The organism is Streptomyces sp. NPDC046759, from assembly GCF_040645475.1.
Lineage (GTDB): Bacteria > Actinomycetota > Actinomycetes > Streptomycetales > Streptomycetaceae > Streptomyces.
This window is the reverse complement of sequence record NZ_JBEYYJ010000034.1, coordinates 14741-37400: the sequence shown is the minus strand read 5'-3', so window position 1 is coordinate 37400 and position 22660 is coordinate 14741. Positions and strand designations below refer to the sequence as shown.

22 protein-coding genes are annotated in these 22660 nt (G+C 70.5%); 13 read left to right on the top strand and 9 right to left on the bottom strand.

Annotated features, from left to right (window positions below; all coding sequences use genetic code 11):
* Nucleotides 1–3: 3 nt before the first annotated feature.
* The 3 genes from ABZ919_RS34395 to ABZ919_RS34385 all read left to right on the top strand — a co-directional run bounded on the left by ABZ919_RS34395 (nucleotide 4) and on the right by ABZ919_RS34385 (nucleotide 1488).
* Nucleotides 4–348, top strand: a complete 345-nt coding sequence (locus ABZ919_RS34395) for a DUF3817 domain-containing protein (protein WP_361255819.1) — start codon at nucleotides 4–6, stop codon at nucleotides 346–348.
* Nucleotides 345–638: an MTH1187 family thiamine-binding protein gene (locus tag ABZ919_RS34390; protein ID WP_361255816.1), complete on the top strand. Its 294-nt coding sequence runs from the start codon at nucleotides 345–347 to the stop codon at nucleotides 636–638. Before ABZ919_RS34395 ends, ABZ919_RS34390 begins: the two co-directional genes overlap by 4 nt.
* Before the next feature lie 97 nt (nucleotides 639–735).
* Nucleotides 736–1488, top strand: a complete 753-nt coding sequence (locus ABZ919_RS34385; protein WP_361255814.1) for a hypothetical protein — start codon at nucleotides 736–738, stop codon at nucleotides 1486–1488.
* A 102-nt stretch (nucleotides 1489–1590) separates the two neighbouring features.
* Here the strand turns inward: ABZ919_RS34385 and ABZ919_RS34380 are convergent, their stop codons facing one another.
* The gene (locus ABZ919_RS34380) at nucleotides 1591–2571 is read right to left on the bottom strand and encodes a DUF5937 family protein (RefSeq protein ID WP_361255811.1); all 981 of its coding nucleotides are present in this window, start codon (nucleotides 2569–2571) and stop codon (nucleotides 1591–1593) included.
* 74 nt (nucleotides 2572–2645) lie between these two features.
* Between ABZ919_RS34380 and ABZ919_RS34375 the strand changes: the two genes are divergently transcribed.
* From ABZ919_RS34375 to ABZ919_RS34360, 4 genes are all read left to right on the top strand, one after another.
* Nucleotides 2646–3884, top strand: coding sequence for an MFS transporter (locus tag ABZ919_RS34375; RefSeq protein ID WP_361255808.1), 1239 nt, complete (start codon nucleotides 2646–2648; stop codon nucleotides 3882–3884).
* Nucleotides 3885–3895: 11 nt separating this feature from the next.
* Nucleotides 3896–4405 carry a MarR family transcriptional regulator gene (locus ABZ919_RS34370; RefSeq protein WP_361255805.1) on the top strand — a complete coding sequence of 170 codons (510 nt, stop codon included), beginning with the start codon at nucleotides 3896–3898 and terminating at the stop codon, nucleotides 4403–4405.
* Between the two features lie 43 nt (nucleotides 4406–4448).
* Nucleotides 4449–4787 carry a DUF3817 domain-containing protein gene (locus tag ABZ919_RS34365; RefSeq protein ID WP_361255803.1) on the top strand — a complete coding sequence of 113 codons (339 nt, stop codon included), beginning with the start codon at nucleotides 4449–4451 and terminating at the stop codon, nucleotides 4785–4787.
* A 78-nt stretch (nucleotides 4788–4865) separates the two neighbouring features.
* The gene (locus tag ABZ919_RS34360) at nucleotides 4866–6566 is read left to right on the top strand and encodes a methylmalonyl-CoA mutase family protein (RefSeq protein WP_361255800.1); all 1701 of its coding nucleotides are present in this window, start codon (nucleotides 4866–4868) and stop codon (nucleotides 6564–6566) included.
* A gap of 68 nt (nucleotides 6567–6634) precedes the next feature.
* On the opposite strand, the gene ABZ919_RS34355 is transcribed toward ABZ919_RS34360, so the two are convergent.
* Nucleotides 6635–7258 (bottom strand): TetR/AcrR family transcriptional regulator, encoded by a 624-nt coding sequence (locus tag ABZ919_RS34355; RefSeq protein ID WP_361255797.1) that lies wholly within the window; start codon nucleotides 7256–7258, stop codon nucleotides 6635–6637.
* Between the two features lie 211 nt (nucleotides 7259–7469).
* Between ABZ919_RS34355 and ABZ919_RS34350 the strand changes: the two genes are divergently transcribed.
* The 4 genes from ABZ919_RS34350 (at nucleotide 7470) to ABZ919_RS34335 (ending at nucleotide 11756) form a co-directional block, all read left to right on the top strand.
* The gene (locus ABZ919_RS34350; protein ID WP_361255794.1) at nucleotides 7470–8435 is read left to right on the top strand and encodes a tetratricopeptide repeat protein; all 966 of its coding nucleotides are present in this window, start codon (nucleotides 7470–7472) and stop codon (nucleotides 8433–8435) included.
* A 623-nt stretch (nucleotides 8436–9058) separates the two neighbouring features.
* Nucleotides 9059–9691, top strand: a complete 633-nt coding sequence (locus ABZ919_RS34345; protein ID WP_361255791.1) for a DUF6230 family protein — start codon at nucleotides 9059–9061, stop codon at nucleotides 9689–9691.
* 117 nt (nucleotides 9692–9808) lie between these two features.
* On the top strand, nucleotides 9809–10390 hold the full coding sequence (locus ABZ919_RS34340) for a DUF6114 domain-containing protein (protein WP_361255788.1): 582 nt from the start codon (nucleotides 9809–9811) through the stop codon (nucleotides 10388–10390).
* Nucleotides 10380–11756 (top strand): hypothetical protein, encoded by a 1377-nt coding sequence (locus ABZ919_RS34335; protein ID WP_361255785.1) that lies wholly within the window; start codon nucleotides 10380–10382, stop codon nucleotides 11754–11756. The genes ABZ919_RS34340 and ABZ919_RS34335 overlap by 11 nt, the downstream gene beginning before the upstream one ends.
* A 98-nt stretch (nucleotides 11757–11854) precedes the next feature.
* Here the strand turns inward: ABZ919_RS34335 and pyk are convergent, their stop codons facing one another.
* The 3 genes from pyk to pta form a co-directional block, all read right to left on the bottom strand.
* On the bottom strand, nucleotides 11855–13282 hold the full coding sequence (gene pyk, locus ABZ919_RS34330) for a pyruvate kinase (RefSeq protein ID WP_361255782.1): 1428 nt from the start codon (nucleotides 13280–13282) through the stop codon (nucleotides 11855–11857).
* A gap of 84 nt (nucleotides 13283–13366) precedes the next feature.
* A complete protein-coding gene (locus tag ABZ919_RS34325) occupies nucleotides 13367–14575 on the bottom strand; it encodes an acetate kinase (protein ID WP_361255779.1) in 1209 nt (402 codons plus the stop codon).
* Between the two features lie 26 nt (nucleotides 14576–14601).
* On the bottom strand, nucleotides 14602–16677 hold the full coding sequence (gene pta / locus ABZ919_RS34320) for a phosphate acetyltransferase (RefSeq protein ID WP_361255776.1): 2076 nt from the start codon (nucleotides 16675–16677) through the stop codon (nucleotides 14602–14604).
* 193 nt (nucleotides 16678–16870) lie between these two features.
* Here pta and ABZ919_RS34315 point away from each other — a divergent pair, with 193 nt between their 5' ends.
* Nucleotides 16871–17896, top strand: coding sequence for an ATP-dependent 6-phosphofructokinase (locus tag ABZ919_RS34315; protein WP_361255773.1), 1026 nt, complete (start codon nucleotides 16871–16873; stop codon nucleotides 17894–17896).
* A 105-nt stretch (nucleotides 17897–18001) separates the two neighbouring features.
* On the opposite strand, the gene ABZ919_RS34310 is transcribed toward ABZ919_RS34315, so the two are convergent.
* The 4 genes from ABZ919_RS34310 to ABZ919_RS34295 all read right to left on the bottom strand — a co-directional run bounded on the left by ABZ919_RS34310 (nucleotide 18002) and on the right by ABZ919_RS34295 (nucleotide 21895).
* Entirely contained in the window at nucleotides 18002–18688 is a 687-nt protein-coding gene (locus tag ABZ919_RS34310) for a helix-turn-helix transcriptional regulator (RefSeq protein WP_361255770.1), read from the bottom strand.
* A gap of 138 nt (nucleotides 18689–18826) precedes the next feature.
* Complete coding sequence (locus tag ABZ919_RS34305) at nucleotides 18827–19654, bottom strand: carbohydrate ABC transporter permease (RefSeq protein ID WP_361255767.1); 828 nt, start codon at nucleotides 19652–19654, stop codon at nucleotides 18827–18829.
* A 7-nt stretch (nucleotides 19655–19661) separates the two neighbouring features.
* Complete coding sequence (locus tag ABZ919_RS34300; protein ID WP_361255765.1) at nucleotides 19662–20525, bottom strand: sugar ABC transporter permease; 864 nt, start codon at nucleotides 20523–20525, stop codon at nucleotides 19662–19664.
* Nucleotides 20522–21895: an extracellular solute-binding protein gene (locus ABZ919_RS34295; RefSeq protein ID WP_361255762.1), complete on the bottom strand. Its 1374-nt coding sequence runs from the start codon at nucleotides 21893–21895 to the stop codon at nucleotides 20522–20524. The genes ABZ919_RS34300 and ABZ919_RS34295 overlap by 4 nt, the downstream gene beginning before the upstream one ends.
* A gap of 335 nt (nucleotides 21896–22230) precedes the next feature.
* Between ABZ919_RS34295 and ABZ919_RS34290 the strand changes: the two genes are divergently transcribed.
* On the top strand, nucleotides 22231–22605 hold the full coding sequence (locus ABZ919_RS34290) for a VOC family protein (protein ID WP_361255759.1): 375 nt from the start codon (nucleotides 22231–22233) through the stop codon (nucleotides 22603–22605).
* The last annotated feature ends 55 nt before the right edge of the window (nucleotides 22606–22660 follow it).

Here is a 22660-nt window from a genome sequence, read left to right as displayed (position 1 = left end):
TCCGTGGACATCAAGACCGCCACCGCCCTCCGCCGCCTCCGCCTGGTCTCGGCCCCGGAGGCCGTGTCCTTCCTGGTCCTCCTCGTCTGCTCGGTGCTCAAGCGGACCACCGACTTCAACGCGGTCCCCGTGATGGGCGCGGTCCACGGCGTCCTGTTCGTCCTGTACGTGATCTTCTGGGCGGACGCCTGGAACCGCACCAAGTGGCCGCTGAAGACCGCCGCCCTCTACTTCGTCCTCTCGGTGCTGCCCACCGGGGGCTTCTTCGCCGAGCGCAGGCTGCGCCGCGAGGCCGAGGACGCCGTCATCGCGGCCCGCGCCCGCAAGGAAGGGGTGGTCAACGCATGATCGTCGCCTTCTCCGTGACGCCCCTCGGTGTCGGTGAGGACGTGGGGGAGTACGTCGCCGACGCCGTCCGGGTGGTCCGCGATTCCGGGCTGCCCCACCGCACCGACGCCATGTTCACCTCCGTCGAGGGCGAGTGGGACGAGGTCATGGACGTCGTCAGGCGCGCCGTCGCCGCTGTGGAGGAGCGCGCCCCGCGTGTCTCGCTCGTCCTCAAGGCAGACATCCGCCCCGGCGTGACCGACGGGCTCACCTCCAAGGTCGAGACCGTCGAACGCCATCTGGCGCAGTAGCGGGCCCCTTTTTGAGCGGTTGCCCGGGGAGGTGTACTTTCCCCTCCTGATCACCCGAGCGATCGCTCGAATTCACGTTCTGGCCTGGGGGAACACCATGGGTCTCTACAGAGAGACACACATACGCGCCGACCTCGAAGAGCTGTGGGCGCGCACCCAGGACCCCGTCACGCGCCTGCGCTGGGACCTCCGCTTCAAGTCCATCGAGCCGCTGCCGGGCACGGCGGGCGAGCCGCGTCGCTTCGCCTGCACCTGGCGCGTGCTTCCCCTGCTCACCGTGCCCGGCAACGGCGTCGCGGCCGGCGAGCGGGACCGCCCCGACGGCACGCGCGTGTGCGCCGTGCGGTACTCCTCCTCGCATCCGCTCTCCCCGATCACCGAGGTGAGCGCCTACTGGCGCTATGTACCCGACGCGCAGGGCGTGCGCCTGCTCACCGGGTGCGAGTACCGCGCCCGCGGAGGCACGTGCGGCTCGGTCGCCGACCGGGTGCTGCTGCGGCCGCTGACGGGCTGGGCGACGGCATGGTCCTTCGACCGGCTCCGCCTCTGGCTGGAGCGGGGGATCACTCCCGAACGGGCCCTGGTCAACTGGCTGGTCGAGCTGGTGGTCCGCGCGCTGGTCCTCACGGTGTGCCTGACCGGGCTGGGGCTGGAGTCGCTGCTGCGGCTCTTCGGCTCCTTCGCGGCCACCGTGGCGTACCTGTGCCCGCTGGTCCTGGTCGTCGCCGGGTCGCTCGCGGTCTTCAAGGCGCCGCTCGCCGGGACGCCTGCGGCCCGGCGGTGTCTGCGGGCGCCGGTCACCCGTGCGCGTACGCCGCGGGTGCTGCGCCGGCTCGAGGCGTACGGGTGACTCCGTCGGCTCGGCCGATGCGAGAGGGGGTCCGGTGCGCCGCCGGGTGCGGGTCGTCGTGGTCGATCGCGCGGTTCCCCGCGACCCTCGAGACCGGCCGTCCTACGCGGAGCCGGTGAGGGCGAGCCCCAACGGCGTCCTTTCGTACAGCACCTGGTGGCCGTAACGCCGCGCGGTGAGGAGGCCCGCGTCGCGCAGGACCGTCAGGTGGGACGAGACCGATGACGCGGCCAGGCCCAGCCGGTGTGCGAGGGCGCCGGTGCTCGCCGGCTCGTCCAGCGCGGCCAGCACCCGGGCCCGGTTGCGGCCCAGCAGTCGCGCCAGGGCCTCGGGCGCCCGTGCGCCCGGCTCGCTCCACAGGCCGGCGATGCCCCGGGCGGGGTAGACCAGCGTGGGCTGCCACGGCGGGTCGAAGCCGGTGATCACGTCGGGCCACGAGAACACGCTCGGCATCAGGACCAGGCCCTGTCCGTCGAGGTCGCGGGCGTACTCGACGTGCAGGGCGAGGGCCAGCGTACGGCCGTCCCAGGAGAGGCGGTCGTCCAGCTCCGGCAGCAGCGTGCCGAGCCCCACCTCGGCCAGCCGGCGGGAGTGGAAGGCCACGTCCGCCTCCAGCAGGGCCCGCAGCCGGGGCCAGTCGGGTGCGATCAGCGCCTGCCAGGCCGCTTCCATGGCGTCCGCCAGTTCCCGGACCATCCGTACCGGATCCGCCAGCCAGGCCCGCCCGCGCGGGGAGTGGAGCGCACCGGGTGTGCAGGCCAGCGCGCGGGCGGTGTCCTCGCGAGCGGCTTCCGGGTCGGACGCCCGCACGGCCGTGATCTCCTCCTCGAACGTGGCGGCCGGTCCGAGGGGTGGCGCGCCCAGCCAGTCCGGGGAGTGCCCCCGCCGCGGCATCAGCAGCCACAGCGGACTCAGGTCGACAGAGGCGGCCGCGTCCCTGATCCGCCGCAGCCAGGGCGCCTGGTAGGCGTGCCGGTCCGGCCGTCTCAGGGTGCGCACCGCCTCCTGCGTCTCCCACAGCGGCGAGATCGCGAACCGGCAGCGCAGGAAGTCGTCGTCGCCGAAGCGAAGTCGCGACGCCATGCCCACCCCCGGGAAGATTCGGCTGGGGCCGAAACTCTACGGCGTCCCGTCCCGTGCGCGGCACGCTGCCCGGCATGTCCGCACCCACCCAGACCGCCCCGGCGTCCGCCGGCTACGGCCGTGTCTTCGCCGTGCCCGAGTTCCGGGCCGTCTTCGCCGCCCATGTGCTGTCCATGCTCGGCGTGATCGTCAGCGAGATCGCGCTGTCGGTCCTCGTCTACGACCTCACGCGCTCGCCCCTGCTGAGCGCGCTCACCTTCGCGCTCGGCTTCCTGCCGTACGCCGTCGGCGGCGCCCTGCTCGCGCCCCTCGCCGACCGCTTCCCCGCCCGGCGGGTGCTGGTGGCCTGCGACCTGGTGTGCGCGGCCTGTGCGGCCCTCATGACCGCGCCGGGAACCGGTATCGGCCTGCTGCTCGCGCTGCGCTGCGCGCTCGCCGTCGTCTCGCCGGTGTTCTCCGGCACCCGCATGGCCACGCTGGCCGACGTCCTCGGCGACGGCGACCTGTTCGTCCTCGGCCGCTCCCTGCTGCGGATTGTCGCCCAGAGCGCCCTGCTCACCGGCTACGGCCTCGGCGGGCTGCTGCTCACCGTCGTCGGCCCGCGCCACGCCCTGCTGATCACCGTGAGCACCTTCCTCGCCTCGACGGTGCTGCTGCGCTGCGGCACCCGGCGCCGCCCCGCCCGTGCGCGCCGGGGCACGGACACCGCGCCGGGCCTGCGCCCGCTGCTCGCCGGCCCTCGCGTGCGCGTGCTGCTGCTCATGTTCTGGGTTCCGGCCGCGTTCTCCGTCGTCCCCGAGGCGCTGGCGGCGCCGTACGCCGACGACCTGGGCAGCGGCTCCGCGGGCCTCGGAGTGCTGATGTGCGCCCTGCCCGCCGGCACGGTGGCGGGCGAGCTGTTCGCCGGGGCCCGGCTGGGGCCGCAGGCCCGTGAACGCGTCGCCCTCCCGCTGCTCTGCCTGAGCCTGCTGCCCTACCTCGGGTACGCCCTGCGTCCCGGGCTCGCCCTGTCCCTGCTGCTTCTGCTGCTGTCCGGGGCCGCAGCCGCGTACACCCTGGGCCTGGACCAGTGGTTCGTGCGAGCCGTGCCGGAGGAACTGCGCGGGCGGTCCATGACCGTGCTGCACGGAGGGCTGATGACCGTCCAGGGCGTCGGCATGGCGCTGGCCGGTGCGGCGGCGCAGGTGGCGGGGGTGCGTACGGCCGTCGCCGGGGCCGGTGCGGCGGGCGTGCTGTGCTGCTGCGCGCTGGCCGTGGCGGCCCGGGCGACCGAAAGCCGAGACGGGGCTGCCCGGAATATGACTGGCCGGTAGGGTCTGGTGCCGTGCCGAAGCCTCTCAGTCTCCCCTTCGACCCCATCGCCCGTGCCGACGAGCTCTGGAAGCAGCGCTGGGGAAGCGTGCCGTCGATGGCCGCGATCACCTCGATCATGCGGGCCCAGCAGATCCTGCTCGCCGAGGTGGACGCGGTGGTCAAGCCGTACGGACTGACGTTCGCACGCTACGAGGCGCTGGTGCTGCTCACCTTCTCCAAGGCCGGAGAGCTGCCGATGTCGAAGATCGGCGAGCGGCTGATGGTGCATCCCACATCGGTGACGAACACCGTCGACCGGCTGGTGAAGTCCGGGCTGGTCGCCAGGCGGCCCAACCCCAACGACGGCCGCGGCACCCTCGCCGTCATCACCGACAAGGGCCGCGAGGTGGTCGACGCGGCCACGCGTGACCTGATGGCGATGGACTTCGGCCTCGGGGTGTACGACGCGGAGGAGTGCGCGGAGATCTTCGCGATGCTCCGTCCGCTGCGGGTCGCGGCCCACGACTTCGAGGACAAGTGACCCCGGCCAAGATCTCCCGGAACGGGTGGTTACGCTCGACTCCATGAAGAAGAGCGTGCTGACCCGCTACCGCGTCATGGCCTACACCACCGGTGTCCTTCTGGTGCTGCTGTGCCTGAGCATGATCGCGAAGTACGGGCTCCACATCGACGGCGCGGCGGACGTCACCCGGGTCGTCGCCATCGCCCACGGCTGGCTGTACGTCGTCTACCTCGTCGTCGCCTTCGACCTGGGCTCCAAGACGAAGATGCCGATTGGCAGGCAGCTGTGGGTGCTGCTCGCGGGGACGATCCCGACGGCCGCCTTCTTCGTCGAGCGGAGGATCAGCCGCGAGCTGGAGGCCAAGGTGGCCCACCAGGCCCCGGCCGCCGCCAAGGTGTAACGCGTCTCACCGCCGTACGGACATCGTGCGGCGGTCAGCCATCGACATTTACTAGGACGTCCAAGTAAATTCGATAGTATGGACGCTCACGCCATCGAGGAGGGCCGCCGACGCTGGCAGGCCCGCTACGACGCCGCGCGCAAGCGCGACGCTGACTTCACCACGCTCTCCGGCGATCCCGTGGAGCCGGTGTACGGGCCCCGCCCGGGCGACACCTACCAGGGATTCGAGCGGATCGGCTGGCCCGGGGAGTACCCCTTCACGCGCGGGCTCCATCCGACCGGCTACCGCGGGCGTACCTGGACGATCCGGCAGTTCGCCGGGTTCGGCAACGCCGAGCAGACCAACGAGCGGTACAAGATGATCCTGGCCGCGGGCGGCGGGGGTCTGTCCGTCGCCTTCGACATGCCGACGCTCATGGGGCGCGATTCGGACGACCCGCGCTCGCTCGGCGAGGTGGGGCACTGCGGTGTCGCCATCGACTCGGCCGCCGACATGGAGGTGCTGTTCAAGGACATCCCGCTCGGGGACGTCACCACCTCCATGACCATCAGCGGGCCCGCCGTGCCCGTCTTCTGCATGTACCTGGTCGCCGCGGAGCGGCAGGGCGTCGATCCGTCGGTCCTCAACGGCACGCTCCAGACCGACATCTTCAAGGAGTACATCGCGCAGAAGGAGTGGCTCTTCCAGCCCGAGCCGCATCTGCGCCTCATCGGCGACCTGATGGAGTACACCAGCGCCGGGATCCCCGACTACAAGCCGCTGTCGGTCTCCGGCTACCACATCCGGGAGGCGGGGGCCACGGCCGCGCAGGAGCTGGCCTACACCCTCGCCGACGGGTTCGGGTACGTGGAGCTGGGGCTCTCCCGCGGACTCGACGTGGACGTCTTCGCGCCGGGTCTGTCCTTCTTCTTCGACGCGCACGTGGACTTCTTCGAGGAGATCGCCAAGTTCCGCGCCGCGCGCCGGATCTGGGCGCGCTGGATGCGGGACGTGTACGGCGCCCGGAGCGAGAAGGCCCAGTGGCTGCGGTTCCACACGCAGACGGCCGGTGTGTCGCTGACGGCCCAGCAGCCGTACAACAACGTCGTCCGTACGGCCGTGGAGGCGCTGGCGGCTGTTCTCGGCGGGACCAACTCGCTGCACACCAATGCGCTCGACGAGACGCTGGCGCTGCCCAGCGAGCAGGCCGCGGAGATCGCGCTGCGCACCCAGCAGGTGCTGATGGAGGAGACCGGGGTCGCCAACGTGGCCGACCCGCTGGGCGGTTCGTGGTACGTCGAGCAGCTGACGGACCGGATCGAGGCCGACGCGGAGAAGATCTTCGAGCAGATCAGGGAGCGCGGGCTCAGGGCACACCCCGACGGACAGCACCCCATCGGGCCGATCACCTCCGGCATCCTGCGCGGGATCGAGGACGGCTGGTTCACCGGCGAGATCGCCGAGTCCGCCTTCCGCTACCAGCAGGCGCTGGAGAAGGGCGACAAGAAGGTCGTCGGCGTCAACGTCGCCACCGGGTCCGTCACCGGGGATCTGGAGATCCTCCGGGTGAGCCACGAGGTGGAGCGGGAGCAGGTGCGGGTGCTCGCCGAGCGGAAGGCCGCGCGGGACGAGTCCGCGGTGCGGACGGCGCTGGACGGGATGCTGGCCGCCGCGCGGGACGGCTCCAACATGATCGAGCCGATGCTGGACGCCGTGCGGGCCGAGGCGACGCTGGGCGAGATCTGCGGGGTGCTGCGCGACGAGTGGGGCGTGTACACCGAACCGGCCGGCTTCTAGTGCGGTCGCAGCACTAGGCGCCGTCGGCTCGTGCGGGGCGCCGGGGCTCCGTCCCCTGGCCCCCCGCATCACCCGATCGGCTGAGCGGTCAGGCCCAGCAGCAGCACCCGGGTGAAGCTGCGCACCCACTCCTCGTCCGCCGGCTTGCCGCTCACCAGGGTGCGGTGCACCACCGCACCCGCGACCATGTCGAAGATCAGGTCCACCGTGCGGGCGGACTCCTCCGGATCCGGTTCCGCAGGGAGTTCGCCCCGCCCCTGGGCCCGGGCGCGGCCCTCCAGGACCAGGCGCATCTGGCGCTGCACGATGGAGGCGCGGATCCGCTCGCGCAGGGCGTCGTCGCGGGTGGACTCGGCGACCACCGCCATCAGGCCACTTTTCGCCTCCGGGCGCGCCAGGATGGCCGCGAACTGCAGGACCACGCCCTCGATGTCGGCGGCCAGGCTGCCCCGGTCGGGGAGTTCCAGCTCGTCGAAGAGTTCCGCGACCGCGTCGCACACCAGCTCCGGCTTGCCGGCCCAGCGGCGGTACAGCGTCGTCTTCGCCACTCCGGCCCGCGTCGCCACGTCCCCCAGAGTGAGCTTGGACCAGCCCAGTTCCACCAGCGCCTCCCGGGTCGCGGCCAGGATCGCGGTGTCCGCGGCGGCGCTGCGCGGGCGCCCGGTACGGCTGGCGGGAGTGCGGCTCTGCATCCCCCGACCATAACCGGCGGGAACTGTGCGGCCGTGAGGGAGATCACCGCGGGGTGGTGTCGCGCGGGGCCCGCATGGCATTACGCTACGACTCGTAGCGAAAGCTCGTGAGGGACGTACACGAGCGGCGACCACGGGGCGTGGGGTGGGGACCCGGCGCCCGCACGCACTGTTTTTTCATTCCGACGCGGTGACGGGGGAGGATAGACGCATGCAGCCACGGAACATGTCCATGAGCGGCGTCGTCGACCTCGCCGCGGTGAAGGCGGCCCAGGAGGCCAAGGCCAAGGCCGAGCAGACGCGCGCCGAGGCCGCCCGGCAGGGTGGCACGGGTGCCGTCGCCCCGGCCGATCTCGTCATCGACGTCGATGAGGCGGGCTTCGAGCGCGATGTCCTGCAGCGGTCCGCCGAAGTACCCGTCGTCATCGACTTCTGGGCCGAGTGGTGTCAGCCCTGCAAGCAGCTGAGCCCGGTCCTGGAGCGGCTGGCCGTCGAGTACGCCGGGCGCTTCCTGCTCGCCAAGATCGACGTCGACGCCAACCAGATGCTGATGCAGCAGTTCGGGGTGCAGGGCATCCCGGCTGTGTTCGCGGTCGTAGCCGGACAGGCGCTGCCGCTCTTCCAGGGAGCCGCCGGCGAGCAGCAGATCCGGCAGACCCTGGACCAGCTGGTACAGGTGGCCGAGGAGCGGTTCGGCATCACCGGTCTGAGCGTCGACCCGGACGCGCAGCCGGGCGCGGCGGCCGTCGAGCAGGCGGGGCCGTACGACGCCGCGCTGAACGCCGCCGCCGATGCGCTGGACGCGGGCGACCTGGGCGGTGCCGTCCGGGCCTACAAGAACGTGCTGGCCGACGACCCCGGCCACCCGGAGGCCAAACTGGGCCTCGCGCAGGCCGAGTTGCTGCAGCGGGTGCAGGGCTTCGACCCGCAGAAGGTCCGTCAGGAGGCCGCCGAGAAGCCGAAGGACGTCGACGCGCAGATCGCCGCCGCCGACCTGGACCTGGTGGGCGGGCACGTGGAGGACGCCTTCGGGCGCCTGATCGAGACCGTGCAGCGCACCGTCGGTGACGACCGGGACACGGTTAGGCGCAGACTGCTGGAGCTGTTCGAGGTCGTGGGCCCCGAGGATCCGCGGGTGGTCGGCGCGCGAAGGGCGCTCGCCCGGGCTCTGTTCTGACCAGTCGCTAAACGCCACGGCTTGTGATGCCGAGGTGAAAGATTTGCCGACGAGGCGTCAGGGCGACTCCGCTTTACCAAATCTTGGTAATGGCGCAAACTGTTACTCGGAGTAAGTCGAGGCCGTTGGTCTGTCTGGTTTCGTCCAGGGATCAACGGCTTTGCTCTGCCCTTGGATGCCACCGAGAGTCGCACTCCGAGACCGGTCGGTCGTACTCCGGTTATCCGGCCGTTACTAGCCAGTAACGAACCCCCTTGTGTCCGGGCCGAGAATGCACCACGATCGGCGACGCTCGGTCCATTCGCGTACCCCGGCAGCCGGTCGGGTCACGGGAGAATCTGGGTCCCCACCGAGCAGAGCCGGCGGCAGTGGCGCCGGGTCTTGGGCAGGGGGGTCTTCGCCCACCCGGCGAAGCCTGTCCAGCAAGGTTGTGCGTGATGCGTGTCAGGCGCGACCAGTGGTTGTCGCTCGGGGGTGATCGCCGGTGATTCGGGCGCGGTTCGCGCCGCCGAGCGCGGGCGCTCTCCTTACCGAGGACGTAGCACTTCTCCCATCCCTGCCCGGCTGAGCCTCCGACTGGGGCGAGACCGGGCCAGGAGATGTACGTCCGAGAAGGAGGAAATATGGAGTCCCAGGTGCGTGGCGGGACCAGATGGAAGCGGTTCGCTGTGGTCATGGTGCCCAGCGTGGCCGCCACGGCGTGCATAGGTGTCGCCCTCGCGCAGGGCGCTCTCGCCGCGTCGTTCAGCGTGTCGGGTCAGTCGTTCAAGGTGACGGCGGACAAGCTTGTCGGTCAGGGCTTCGAGCAGTACGGCGCCATCGACAGCGGGTACACCCTCGACGGACAGAAGACGGCGCACCCGGTTGCGGTCTCGGCCTTCAAGAAGGCCACGATCAACAACATGTGCCAGTCCGTCGTCACACCGAACATCCCGGTGTTCGGCTCGGTGAGCCTCGTCCTGAAGGCGGGCGCCGACAAGCCGGTCGAGGCTGACAACCTCTACATCGACGTCTCCGACCTCAACGCCGACGCCACCTTCAACAACATCGACATCGGTGTGGCCGGCAAGGACGCCGACAAGGGTCCGGGCATGAAGGGCGGCAGCGAGCAGGCCAACCCCTACGGGTTCGCACAGCAGGCCGACTCGGCCACGCTGACCGACGTGAAGCAGACGGCCTGGGCGACCACGGCCGGAACCTTCAAGCTCAGCGGCCTGCACATGTCGCTGCAGACGGGTACGCACGAGTGCTACTAAGCACGAGTTGACGGGCGGGGGAGCCGACGGCACCCCCGCCCGTCACCTTCCGGCCGCGTCTTTCACACGCGGCACACATCACCACCACAGCAACGCCGCACCAGGGAGCTGTTTTCCATGAGCGCCGAGACTTCTGCCGCCGCATCCGGCCAGTTCACCCGCCGGAGGCTGCAGTTCCGCGCCTGGCGGGGCACGCGTCCGTTCTGGGCCGGTCTGTTCGTCCTGCTCGGTGGCTTCCCGATCATGTACTTCCCGTACGCCCACCTGCAGATCGGACATCTCACGCTGGCGATGGCGACCACCGCGGGAGCCGGTTCCCTGATCATCGGTGTGCTGCTGATCGTCCTGGGCATCAGCCTCTGGTTCCAGAAGCACGTACGGGTCTTCGCGGGGGTCGCCGCGATCCTGCTCGCGCTGGTGTCCATCCCCGTCTCCAACTTCGGCGGCTTCGTCGTGGGCTTCCTCTTCGCCCTCATCGGCGGGGCGATGGCCGTGGCCTGGGTGCCGGGTGCGCCTCCGCAGCCGCAGCCGCCGGCCGAGGCGACCCCGGGTGAGAGCGGTGCCCCGCAGACCGCACCGCTGCCGGAGCAGCACGCGGACGGGCCGGGCGATGTCCCCTACCAGGGCGTACCCGGGAAGAACGACCTGTCAGGAACGAGCCCGGCCAACGGGGCGAACGGGAGGCACAGTGCCGGCTGACGAGGTGACCCGCGGGACCGATGTGGACGGGTCCCGCGCGAGAACCGGGCCCCGACACGCGGCCCCCAGGAAGCCGCTGTTCACCAGGTTCCACATGCCGGCGGGCAAGGCGATCGCCTCCGTGGCGATGCCGACGGCGGTGCTGATGGGCATGGGCTTCACGTCCACGCTGGCCCTCGCGGCCGGCAACGGCGGCACCCCGTCGCCGTCGACGACGTCCAAGAGCCTGACGGCCGACGAGTACAAGGACTGCGTGAAGGCGCTGGACGCCTCCAAGGACCCCTCCTCGTCGCCGTCGCCGTCCGCGTCGCAGAGCTCGTCCGGGGACACGGCCACGCCGTCGCCCTCGGCCAGCACCGGCGCGGGGGACACGCAGTCGGGTGGCACGGGCAAGACCTCTTCGCCGGATTCAGGTTCCGGCGACAAGGCCACGCCCGAGCCGACCGCCACCTCCGGCTCCGCCGACTCGGGTTCCGGCTCCGGGCCGTCGGGTTCCGGCGGTGACACGGCAACGCCCACGCCCACCCCGTCCGCGTCCAAGAGCAGCGGTGGTCTGCTGGACACCATCGGCGACACGCTCGGCGGCATCCTCGGCGGCGGCAGCAAGGACTCCGGCAGCTCGTCCGCGAGCTCGACGCCGTCCGCGACCCCGTCGGCGAGCGCGTCCCCGGACTCCTCGCCGGCGTCGGACTCGTCGTCCGGTTCCAAGCTCACCGACACCGTGAAGGACACCGTCTCCAAGGCCGGCAAGACGGTCGGGGACACGGTGAAGAAGACGACCGGCACGGTGCGGAAGACCACCGACACGGTCTCCAGGACGGCCCAGGACACCGTCAAGGCGGCCGAGTCGGCCACGCCGAGCCCGTCCGCGAGTTCCTCCGCCTCGGCGCAGAACTGCCCCGCGGCCACGACCGACGAGAGCGGCGTCGACAACAAGGTGCCGGTGGCGGACGACCCCTGGTACCTGAACGCCAGCTCCCTGCTGCTCAAGGGTGCCGACTACCAGGGCATCGTCGAGGTGAAGACGGCCAGCGGCGCCACCAAGAAGGTGCTGAAGTACGTCATCTCCGGCGGCACGGACATCGGCGACCTGCACCAGACGGTGAACGACAAGCAGTCCGGGAAGACCTACCACGTGCAGGCGTCCAAGGGCTCGACGTCCACCATCCGGGGCGGCGACACCGTGATGTACACGGAGAGCATCTCGGGCAACCTGCTCGGGCTGATCCCGGTCACGTTCAGCCCCGACAGCCCGCCCCCGCTGAACATCCCGCTGATCTACTTCACCAACGTGAAGGTGACCCAGGCGGCGCAGTTCGGCGGCAACCTGCACGTGCCCGGCATGCACGTGTACACGACCGGCTGACCGGTCCCACAGGCCCGTTCGGGAGCCGCACACAGCTGAGGGCGCCCCCTGCTCGCGGGGGGCGCCCTCAGCGCCGTACAAGCTCCTTACGGGGCCTGTCAGTTGCTCTGGGAGCCGAGGTGGTGGACCCGGAGCATGTTGGTGGTGCCGGGGACGCCGGGGGGCGAGCCGGCGGTGATGATGACCGTGTCGCCCGCGTCGAAGCGGCCCAGCTTGGCGACCTCCTGGTCCACCAGGTCGACCATCTCGTCGGTGGTGTTCACGAACGGCACGACGTGCGGCTCCACGCCCCAGCTCAGGGTGAGCTGGTTGCGGGTGCCCTCGTCCGTGGTGAAGGCGATGATCGGCTGGACCGCCCGGTAGCGGGAGAGGCGGCGCGCGGTGTCACCCGACTGGGTGAAGGCGATCAGGCCCCGGCCGCCGAGGAAGTCGGCGATCTCGCAGGCCGCGCGGGCCACCGAACCGCCCTGGGTGCGCGGCTTCTTGCCGGGCACCAGCGGCTGCAGGCCCTTGGAGAGCAGCTCCTGCTCGGCCGCCGTGACGATCTTCGACATGGTCTTGACCGTCTCGACCGGATAGGCGCCCACGCTGGACTCGGCGGAGAGCATGACCGCGTCCGCGCCGTCCAGGATCGCGTTGGCCACGTCGGAGGCCTCGGCGCGGGTCGGCCGGGAGTTCGTGATCATCGACTCCATCATCTGGGTCGCCACGATCACCGGCTTGGCGTTGCGCCGGCACAGCTCGATCAGGCGCTTCTGCACCATGGGGACCTTCTCGAGCGGGTACTCGACGGCGAGGTCACCACGGGCGACCATCACGCCGTCGAACGCCATCACGACGTCCTCCATGTTCTCCACCGCCTGGGGCTTCTCCACCTTGGCGATGACCGGGACCCGCCGGCCCTCTTCGTCCATGACGCGGTGCACGTCCTGGACGTCCTTGGCGTCCCGGACGAAGGACAGCGCGACCAGGTCGCAGCCCATGCGGAGGGCGAAGCGCAGGTCCTCGATGTCCTTCTCGCTCAGCGCGGGCACGTTGACGGCCGCGCCGGGCAGGTTGATGCCCTTGTGGTCGGAGACGACACCGCCCTCGATGACGATCGTCTTCACCCGGGGGCCCTCGACGTCCAGGACCTTCAGCTCGACGTTGCCGTCGTTGATCAGGACCTGGTCGCCGCGCGAGACGTCGCCCGGCAGCCCCTTGTAGGTGGTGCCGCAGATGTTCCTGTCGCCCGGAACGTCCTCGGTCGTGATGACGAACTCGTCACCGCGCTCGAGCTCCACCGGACCCTCGGCGAAGGTCTCCAGGCGGATCTTCGGGCCCTGCAGGTCGGCGAGGACGCCGATGGGCCGGCCGGTCTCCTTGGACGCGGCCCGGACGCGGTCGTACCGCGCCTGGTGCTCGGCGTGGGAGCCGTGGCTGAAGTTGAACCGGGCCACGTTCATGCCCGCCTCGATCATGGCGACGAGCATCTCGTGGGAGTCGACCGCGGGGCCGAGAGTACAGACGATTTTCGAACGGCGCATGGGGCGATCCTATCGGTTTGTTTCGCTACGGAATATTCCGTCTGGCGGAAGATACAAATGAGTGCCACACCGCTCAGGTGCTATTCAGTTGTTCTTTCCGACCAGCGCATAGGTCTGCGTCGCGATCTCCAGTTCTTCATCCGTCGGCACCACGGCCACGGCCACCCGCGCGCCCTCGGGCGAGATCAGCCGGGCCGCGCCGCAGCGCACCGCGTTCAGCTCCGGGTCCACCGCCAGGCCCAGCCCCTCCAGGCCCGCGATCGCGGCCTCCCGCACGGGCGCCGCGTTCTCGCCGACGCCGGCCGTGAACGCGACCGCGTCCACCTTCCCGAGCACGGCGTAATAGGCGCCGATGTACTTCTTGAGCCGGTGAATGTAAATGTCGAACGCGAGAGCGGCCTCTTCGTCGCCCTCGTCGATCCGGCGGCGGATCTCCCGCATGTCGTTGTCCCCGCACAGACCGAACAGACCGCTCCTCTTGTTGAGAAGAGTGTCGATCTCGTCCATGGACATTCCGCCAACCCGGGCCAAATGGAAGATGACGGCCGGATCCAGATCACCGGATCGCGTACCCATCACCAGACCCTCCAAAGGCGTCAGCCCCATGGAAGTGTCCACGCAGCGGCCCCGTTCCACCGCCGACGCCGAGGCGCCGTTGCCCAGGTGCAGCACGATGACGTTGACCTCGGAGGGGTCCTTGCCCAGCAGCCGCGCGGTCCGACGGGAGACGTACGCGTGCGAGGTGCCGTGGAAGCCGTAGCGGCGGATGCGGTGACGGTCGGCGATCCTCGGGTCGATCGCGTAGCGCGCCGCCGACTCCGGCATGGTCGTGTGGAACGCGGTGTCGAAGACGGCGACCTGGGGCAGGTCGGGGCGCAGCGCCCGCGCGGTGCGGATGCCGGTCAGGTTGGCCGGGTTGTGCAGCGGGGCGACCGGGATCAGCCGCTCGATCTCGGCGAGCACCTCGTCGTCGACGACGGTCGGCTCGGTGAAGAACATGCCGCCGTGCACCACCCGGTGCCCGATCGCGGCCAGCTGAGGGGAGTCCAGGCCCAGACCGTCCCGGCTCAGCTCCTCGGCGACCGCCTTGAGCGCGGCGTCGTGGTCGGCGATGGGACCGTTGTGCTCGCGGGTGCCGCCGGAGGTGACGCAGGTGTGCTGGAGCCGGGAGGTCTGCTCGCCGATCCGCTCGACCAGGCCGACGGCGAGCCGGCTCGCGTCGCGCATGTCGAGGAGCTGGTACTTCACCGACGAGGAGCCGGAGTTGAGGACGAGGACACGGGTCGCGGTCACGGTGTTCGAAAGCTCTCTCTGTGACGTCAGCTGGCGGGCGTCTGGGCCTGGATCGCCGTGATGGCGACGGTGTTGACGATGTCCTGGACGAGCGCGCCCCGGGACAGGTCGTTGACCGGCTTGCGCAGACCCTGGAGGACGGGTCCGACGGCGATCGCGCCGGCCGAGCGCTGCACGGCCTTGTAGGTGTTGTTGCCGGTGTTGAGGTCGGGGAAGATCAGCACGCTGGCCTGCCCGGCCACCTCGGACCCGGGCAGCTTGGTCGCGGCGACGGACGGCTCCACGGCCGCGTCGTACTGGATCGGCCCCTCGATCTTCAGGTCGGGCCGGCGGGTGCGGGCCAGCTCGGTGGCCTCGCGCACCTTGTCGACGTCGGCACCGGAGCCGGACGTGCCCGTCGAGTACGACAGCATGGCGATCCTCGGCTCCACGCCGAACTGCGCGGCCGTCGTCGCCGACTGGATGGCGATGTCCGCGAGCTGCTCGGCGTCCGGGTCCGGGTTGACCGCGCAGTCGCCGTAGACCAGCACCTTGTCGGCCAGGCACATGAAGAACACCGAGGAGACGATCGACGAGCCGGGCCTGGTCTTCATGATCTCGAAGGCCGGGCGGATGGTGGCCGCCGTGGAGTGCACGCAGCCGGACACCATGCCGTCGGCCAGGCCCTCCTGGACCATCAGGGTGCCGAAGTAGTTGACGTCCGAGACGACGTCGTAGGCGAGTTCGACCGTCACGCCCTTGTGGGCGCGCAGGCCGGCGTACCGCTCGGCGAAGGCGTCGCGCAGCTCGCTGGTGGCCGGGTCGATCAGCTGGGTGTCGCCGAGGTCGATGCCGAGGTCGGCGGCCTTCTTGCGGATCCGGTCCTCCGGCCCGAGCAGGGTCAGGTCGCACACGCCGCGGCGCAGCAGCACCTCGGCCGCGTGCAGCACGCGCTCCTCGGTGCCCTCGGGCAGGACGACCCGCCGCTTGTCGGAGCGGGCCTGCTCGAGCAGCTTGTGCTCGAACATCATCGGGGTGACCCGGTCGCTGCTCGGTGCCGAGACCCGGCGGGCCAGGTCGGCGGTGTCGGCGTACCGCTCGAACAGGCCGAGCGCGGTCTCCGCCTTGCGCGGGGTGGCCGCGCCCAGCTTGCCCTCCAGCGAGAACAGCTGCTCGGCGGTGGGGAAGCTGTTGCCGGCCACGGACAGCACCGGGGTGCCCGGCGCGAGCCGGGCGGCGAGGGTGAGGACCTCCTCGCGCGGCACCTCGTTCAGGGTGAGCAGCACGCCGGCTATCGGCGGGGTGCCGGCGCTGTGCGCGGCCAGCGAGCCCACGACCAGGTCGGCGCGGTCGCCGGGGGTCACCACCAGACAGCCCGGGGTCAGGGCGCCGAGGAGGTTGGGCAGCATGGCCCCGCCGAAGACGAAGTCCAGCGCGTCCCGGGCGAGCCCGGAGTCGTCGCCGAGCAGGATCCTCGCGCCGAGGGTGTGGGCGATCTGGGAGACGGTCGGCGCGGACAGCGCGGGCTCGTCGGGCACGACGTAGCAGGGCACCGGCAGCCGGGTGGCGAGCCGCTCGGCGATCTCGTCGCGGTCCTCGCGGGCCACCCGGTTGGTGACCATCGCCAGCACGTCGCAGCCCAGGCCGTCGTACGCCCGGTAGGCGTTGCGCGTCTCGGCCAGCACCGCCTCCGCCGTCTGCCTGCGCCCGCCGACCACCGGGATCACGGAGGCGCCGAACTCGTTGGCGAGGCGGGCGTTCAGGGACAGCTCGTCCGGCAGCTGGGTGTCGGCGAAGTCGGTGCCGAGGACGAGGACGACGTCGTAGTCGCGCGCCACCAGGTGGAAGCGGTCGACCAGCGCCGACACCAGTTCGTCGGTGCCCTGATCCGCCTGGAGCGCGGACGCCTCCTGGTAGTCCATGCCGTAGACGGTCGTGGGATCCTGGGAGAGGCGGTAGCGGGCCCGCAGCAACTCGAACAGCCGGTCGGGACCGTCGTGCACGAGCGGACGGAAGACGCCCACCCGGTCGGTCTGCCGGGTCAGGAGTTCCATGACCCCCAGCTCCACGACCTGGCGGCCGTCACCGCGGTCGATACCGGTGACGTACACGCTGCGCGTCACGTACCCACTCCGTTCCTCATGTCCTGAATGTCGCGTGGTCGGCATAAAAATCGCCCACCAAGGTGAGCAGAACCCTCTTGACAATACCCCTGCTGCCGGATAAGGCGCCCGTCAAGTGGCTCGCTGCTCCGGCGGACGTGAAACAATCGACACCGGCTCACCGGTACCCACAGCGAGCAGGAGACACAGCACGATGCGCATCGGAGTTCTCACCGCAGGCGGCGACTGCCCCGGCCTGAACGCCGTGATCCGTTCGGTCGTGCACCGCGCCGTGACGATGTACGGCGACGAGGTCATCGGCTTCGAGGACGGCTACCGAGGTCTGCTCGACCGTCACTACCGCACGCTCGACCTGGACGCGGTCAGCGGCATCCTGGCCCGCGGCGGCACCGTCCTCGGCTCCTCCCGGCTGGAGCGCGACCGGCTGCGCGAGGCCTGCGACAAGGCGACCGACATGGTCGACGAGTTCGGCATCGACGCGCTGATCCCGATCGGCGGAGAGGGCACCCTGACCGCGGCCCGCATGCTCTCCGACGCGGGCCTGCCGGTCGTCGGCGTCCCCAAGACCATCGACAACGACATCTCCTCCACCGACCGCACCTTCGGCTTCGACACCGCCGTCGGCGTGGCCACGGAGGCCATGGACCGTCTCAAGACCACCGCCGAGTCCCACCAGCGGGTGATGGTCGTCGAGGTCATGGGGCGGCACGCCGGCTGGATCGCCCTGGAGTCCGGCATGGCCGCCGGCGCCCACGGCATCTGCCTGCCCGAGCGCCCCTTCGACCCCGCCGACCTGGTGAAGATGGTCGAGGAGCGCTTCGCACGCGGCAAGAAGTTCGCCGTGGTCTGCGTCGCCGAGGGCGCCCACCCCGCCGAGGGGACCATGGACTACGGCAAGGGCGAGATCGACCAGTACGGCCACGAGCGCTTCCAGGGCATCGGCACCGCGCTGGCGTACGAGCTGGAGCGGCGCCTCGGCAAGGAGGCCAAGCCGGTCATCCTCGGCCACGTCCAGCGCGGCGGCGTCCCCACCGCCTACGACCGCGTGCTGGCCACCCGCTTCGGCTGGCACGCCGTCGAGGCCGCCCACCGCGGCGAGTTCGGCCGCATGACCGCGCTGCGCGGCACCGACATCGTGATGGTGCCGCTCGCGGAGGCGGTCACCGAGCTGAAGACCGTGCCGAAGGACCGGATGGACGAGGCGGAGTCGGTCTTCTAGTGCTGTGACCGGAAAGGTTTTCCGGAAAGCTCGCGGCGGGCGTCGCGAGCCGGTGCACCTTTCCGGTCGCAGCGCCGGCGGGCGACGGGCCGGCAGGGCACGGGCTCAGGAGGCGGCGAGCGTCCAGAAGCGCTCGACGATCCCGTCGATGAACTCGCGGCCGGCCTCGCTCGAGGCGTTGGCCGCGTCGTTCCCGCCCCAGGACAGGCTGGCCACCATCTGCCCCTGGTAGTCCGTGTGCAGCTGCTGCAGGACGTCCTCCAGCAGCCCCCGGTCCAGCGGCACCACCTTGGCGACCGGCCGCACATAGGCCTGCCAGCGTGTGGTCACCGCGCTGCGCAGCAGGCCGGCGAGCCGGCCGTCCCGCTTGGTCACGCTGACGAAGTCGGGCAGTGACAGATCCAGGATCTCGGCGAGTGCGGCGGACTGGCGTTCGTTGCCGCGCCAGTCGTCGTTCTCCTCCATGCGCTGATACGCACGGTGGTCCAGGCCGACGGCCCGGGCGACGTCCTCGCCGGCGAGCCCGCGGGCGATGCGGTGCTCGCGCAGGGTGTGGGGCCTGCCGATCAGTTCGCCCGGGGAACACCACAGCACTCCGGCGAGAGCCGTGAGCTCGGGGCTGGAGGGGACGGCGGCGCCGCGCTCCCAGGCGATCACGAGATCGGGTGTGACATAGGGCAGGCCGTACGAGACCCGCATGCCGTAGGCGACGTGCTCGGGGCCCATGCCGAGTGCGGCGCGCAGTCTGCGGGCGGCCGGGGCGTTGAACGGGGGAGCTGAGGGTTGGCGCACCTCGCACAAGGTAGGGGGGCCCGCGGGCGCTGACTACGGTCCGTTCGAACGAGATGACGCATGGTGTGTTCGTACGTCTCGCTCGCACATTCCGTCGTGGCATTCGGTGTCATGCCCGTCACCTGCGGTTACCAGGTGTCACCCCTTCACCGCCCCGCCCAGCGCGAAGCCGCCGCCCAGTCTGCGGGCCACCAGGACGTACAGCAGGATCACGGGCGTGGAGTAGATGACGGAGAACGCGGCGAGCTGTCCGTACGCGACCATGCCCCGGTTGCCGAAGAAGTCGTTGATGCTGACCGAGGCCGGCATCTGGTCCGGGGTGAGCAGCAGCATGAACGGGACGAAGAAGTTCCCCCACATCATCACGAACGAGAAGACGGTGACGACCGCGAGCCCCGGCCCCATCAGCGGCAGCACGATCCGGACGAGGGACTGCAGCGAGGACGCCCCGTCCGTCCAGGCCGCCTCCTCCAGCTCCTTCGGCACCCCGTCCATGAAGTTCTTCGTCAGCCAGATGGCGAACGGCAGTTGGGAGGCGGCGAAGAACAGGATCGTGCCCTGCAGGGTGTCGATCAGGTTCACCCGTACGAACAGCGCGTACACCGGAACCATGATCGCGGTGATCGGCAGGCTGGTCGCGAACAGGATCGTCAGCAGGAACGGCCGGTTGAGCCGGGAGCGGAACCGGGAGAGCGGGTAGGCGGCGAGGGCGGCGCAGACGACGGTCAGTGCGGTGGCTCCGCCGCACAGGACCAGGCTGTTGAGCAGCGGGGTGTAGGTGATGTCCGGGGTCAGGATCGCGTCGAAGTTGCCCAGGGTGAACCCGTCCGGGATCCGCACCCGCAGGCCGGCGTGCGGATCGACGGCGGACAGCACCACCCAGGCCAGGGGCAGCGCGAAGGCCACGGCCACGGCCAGCAGGGACACGTCGGCGGCGAGCCGCCGCGAGGTGCGGTTCCTCGGCATCGCCGTCTCACACCTCCGTCCGCAGCAGCCGCAGATACACGACCGAGAACAGGGAGCCGACGAGCAGCAGGAGCAGGGCGACCGCGGTGCCGTACCCGATCATGCTGTTCTGGAAGGCCTGCTCGTACATGAACAGCGGCAGCGTCTGGCTCCTGTTCCCGGGGCCGCCCCGGGTCATCACCCAGATCAGCCCGAAGACGGACAGCGTCTGCAGGGTGTTGAGCATCAGGTTGGTGCCGATGGACCGCCGGATCATCGGCAGGGTGATGTGCCACATCCGCCGCCACCCGCCGGCGCCGTCCACCTCGGCCGCCTCCGTGATCTCGGCGGGTATCTCGTCCAGCGCGGCGGAGTAGACGAGCATCGAGAACGCCGTGCCGCGCCAGACGTTGGCGAAGGACACCGCGAGGACGGGAAGGGTGAACAGCCAGTCCTGCCGCGGCAGATGGAGCCACCGAAGGATGGCGTTCAGCGTTCCCTCCCGTCGGAAGAAGGCGTACAGCAGAAACCCGGCGACCACCTCCGGCAGCACCCACGCCGTGACGACGACCCCACCGGTGAGCGTGCGCACCGGCTTCGAGGCCCGCTTCATCAGCGCGGCCAGAGCGAGCCCCACGGTGTTCTGGCCGACCAGCGAGGACAGCACGGTGAACACCAGGGTCAGCCATACGGCGTTCAGGAACGCGTCGTCGTGGAAGGCCCGGCGGAAGTTGGCGAACCCGACGAACGACGCGTGCGCCTGACCGGTCAGCTGCAGGTCGGTGAAGGCGATGTAGACGCAGTAGGCGATCGGGCCGGCGAGGAAGAGCAGCAGCAGGACGACGGCCGGGCCGAGGGGGAGGGCGCGGCCGAGCCGGCGGTGAGCCCTCACTGCCCGGCCACTTGGCCGTCGGTGACGTCCTTGAGCGTCTCGTCGTACCCGCTCGCCGCCTTCTCCACGGACGAATCACCCGTCGTCACGCCTTCCATGGCCTCCTGGAGGGCGGTCGACACCTTCGGGTACGCCGGGTACGCGGGCCGGTAGTGCGTGACGGACACCAGGTCGGTGAAGAACTTGATCCCGGGCTGGGCGGTCGCGTACGACGGATCCTTCGCGACGTCCTCGCGCACCGAGATGCCCGAGTCGGCGATGTACCACTTCTTGGCGTTGGCCTCGGTCTGCATCGTCCTGATGAAGTCGAAGGCGAGGTCCGGGTTGCCGGCCCTGGCCGGGATGGCCCAGGTCCAGCCGCCGGACATGCTCACCTTGCCCGGCGCCCGGCCGGTCTGCGTCGGCATGTACGCCAGTCCCAGCTGCTTGGACCAGTCCGGCCATGCGTGCCCGCTGCCGGGCAGCCACTCCTGTGGCAGCCAGGAGCCGTCGAGGTCGATGCCGAGTTTGCCCTGGGGGAGGAGCTCGCCGTTGACGGAGGTGGCGAAATTGGGGTCGAGGGCGTCGGACACGTCGGGGCCGAGTTTCTCCCGGTACACGGTCTCGACGAACTTCAACGCGTCCTTGAACCCCTGACCCGCCGTGAGCCACTTCTTGGCCGTGCGGTCGTAGAGCGGATCCGAGGTGCCGTCGCCCGTGCCGTACAGGAGCATCTCGAACCCCTGCATGGCGGACCGCTCGCCCGCCGGCTTGCCGGTGTAGACGTTGAGCGGGATGACGCCGGGCACCTTCTCCTTGATGGTCCGGGCGGCGGCGAGGACGTCGTCCCAGGTCCTCGGCTGCCAGTTCGCCGGCAGTCCGGCCCTGCCGAACACCCGCTTGTCGAACCACAGCCCCCGGGTGTCGGTCCCGTCCGGAACGCCGTACGTCTTACCGTCCTGCCCCCTGGCCGCCGCCTTCGCGGTGCCGATGAACCGGCTCCACTCCGGCCACTTGGCCAGGTACGGGTCGAGCGGCTTCAAGTACCCGCTGGTGATGTCGGAGTTGATGAGGAAGGTGTCCTCGTAGACCAGGTCCGGCGCGGTCCTCGGGGAGCGGAGCATCTGCTGCAGCTTGGTGTAGTACTCCGCGTCCGGGGCCTTGATGGGGACGAACTCGACCTTCTTCCCCGGGTACTTCTTCTCGAACTCCTTCTTGATCCCCGCGAGGTAGGTGTCCATCACCTTCACGGAGTTGTCGGTGGACTGCTTGTACGACACCTTGATCGTGTCGGGGCCGCTGCCGGAGCCGTCGCCGCACGCGGTGAGCGCGGTGGCGGCGAGAGCCGCGGTGAGGAGGGCGGAGAGGGCGGCGGTGGGGCGCACGGGCATGACCTCCTGAGCACACGTGGGGGTGGCGCGGAGATGACTGCCGTGTGAAGGTAAGAGCGGTGGTCCGGTCAGGTCAATGCGTGCGCGCCGGATCGGGCCTTCCGGTGCGAACTCCAGGCCGGCCGAAGGCCGTTGGCGCAGCCCGCCGGATCGAGTAAGGTCGTCCGACGTGAACACCGGACCGGCCCTGCGCCACACACGGATCGGCGATCCGGTGGAGGCCTGACCGCACGCCGGGTGCGTGGACCGCACCCCCTCGGTTCGGCACGTGGACCTCCCCGTGCTCCTGCACCGCGAGTCCCTTCTCCGTGCCGAACCACAGCGAGGCCAGCCGCATGACAGTCACGTTCAACCACACCATCATCGCCGCCAGGGACCGGGGTGAGTCCGCCCGGTTCTTCCGGGAGCTCCTGGAACTCCCCCCGGCACCGTCCTGGGGCCCGTTCACCAACATCCAGCTCACCGACGGCGTGCTGCTCCAGTTCGCCGAGCCGCCGGTGGAGATCCAGATGCAGCACTACGCGTTCCTCGTCGACGACGAGCTGTTCGACCGGGCGTACCGGCGACTGTGCGAGCGCGGCATCGAGCACTGGGCCGATCCGCACATGCGACGCCCAGGCGAGACGAACACCGAGCACGGCGGGCGCGGGGTGTACTTCAAGGACCCCGCCGGCCACGCCATCGAGCTCATCACCCGCCCGTACCTGTAACCGGGGGGTCACCCGGCCGGGCGCCCGCACCGCGGCGCCCGGCCGGGCAGCCGAG

Excerpts from the sequence above, each read along its gene's own strand:
- ABZ919_RS34390 (WP_361255816.1), top strand. The coding sequence starts at position 345 with ATGATCGTCGCCTTCTCCGTGACGCCCCTCGGTGTCGGTGAGGACGTG.
- ABZ919_RS34385 (WP_361255814.1), top strand. The coding sequence starts at position 736 with ATGGGTCTCTACAGAGAGACACACATACGCGCCGACCTCGAAGAGCTG.
- ABZ919_RS34380 (WP_361255811.1), bottom strand. The coding sequence starts at position 2,571 with ATGGCGTCGCGACTTCGCTTCGGCGACGACGACTTCCTGCGCTGCCGG.
- ABZ919_RS34375 (WP_361255808.1), top strand. The coding sequence starts at position 2,646 with ATGTCCGCACCCACCCAGACCGCCCCGGCGTCCGCCGGCTACGGCCGT.
- ABZ919_RS34365 (WP_361255803.1), top strand. The coding sequence starts at position 4,449 with ATGAAGAAGAGCGTGCTGACCCGCTACCGCGTCATGGCCTACACCACC.
- ABZ919_RS34360 (WP_361255800.1), top strand. The coding sequence starts at position 4,866 with ATGGACGCTCACGCCATCGAGGAGGGCCGCCGACGCTGGCAGGCCCGC.
- ABZ919_RS34355 (WP_361255797.1), bottom strand. The coding sequence starts at position 7,258 with ATGCAGAGCCGCACTCCCGCCAGCCGTACCGGGCGCCCGCGCAGCGCC.
- ABZ919_RS34350 (WP_361255794.1), top strand. The coding sequence starts at position 7,470 with ATGCAGCCACGGAACATGTCCATGAGCGGCGTCGTCGACCTCGCCGCG.
- ABZ919_RS34345 (WP_361255791.1), top strand. The coding sequence starts at position 9,059 with ATGGAGTCCCAGGTGCGTGGCGGGACCAGATGGAAGCGGTTCGCTGTG.
- ABZ919_RS34340 (WP_361255788.1), top strand. The coding sequence starts at position 9,809 with ATGAGCGCCGAGACTTCTGCCGCCGCATCCGGCCAGTTCACCCGCCGG.
- pyk (WP_361255782.1), bottom strand. The coding sequence starts at position 13,282 with ATGCGCCGTTCGAAAATCGTCTGTACTCTCGGCCCCGCGGTCGACTCC.
- ABZ919_RS34315 (WP_361255773.1), top strand. The coding sequence starts at position 16,871 with ATGCGCATCGGAGTTCTCACCGCAGGCGGCGACTGCCCCGGCCTGAAC.
- ABZ919_RS34305 (WP_361255767.1), bottom strand. The coding sequence starts at position 19,654 with ATGCCGAGGAACCGCACCTCGCGGCGGCTCGCCGCCGACGTGTCCCTG.
- ABZ919_RS34295 (WP_361255762.1), bottom strand. The coding sequence starts at position 21,895 with ATGCCCGTGCGCCCCACCGCCGCCCTCTCCGCCCTCCTCACCGCGGCT.
- ABZ919_RS34290 (WP_361255759.1), top strand. The coding sequence starts at position 22,231 with ATGACAGTCACGTTCAACCACACCATCATCGCCGCCAGGGACCGGGGT.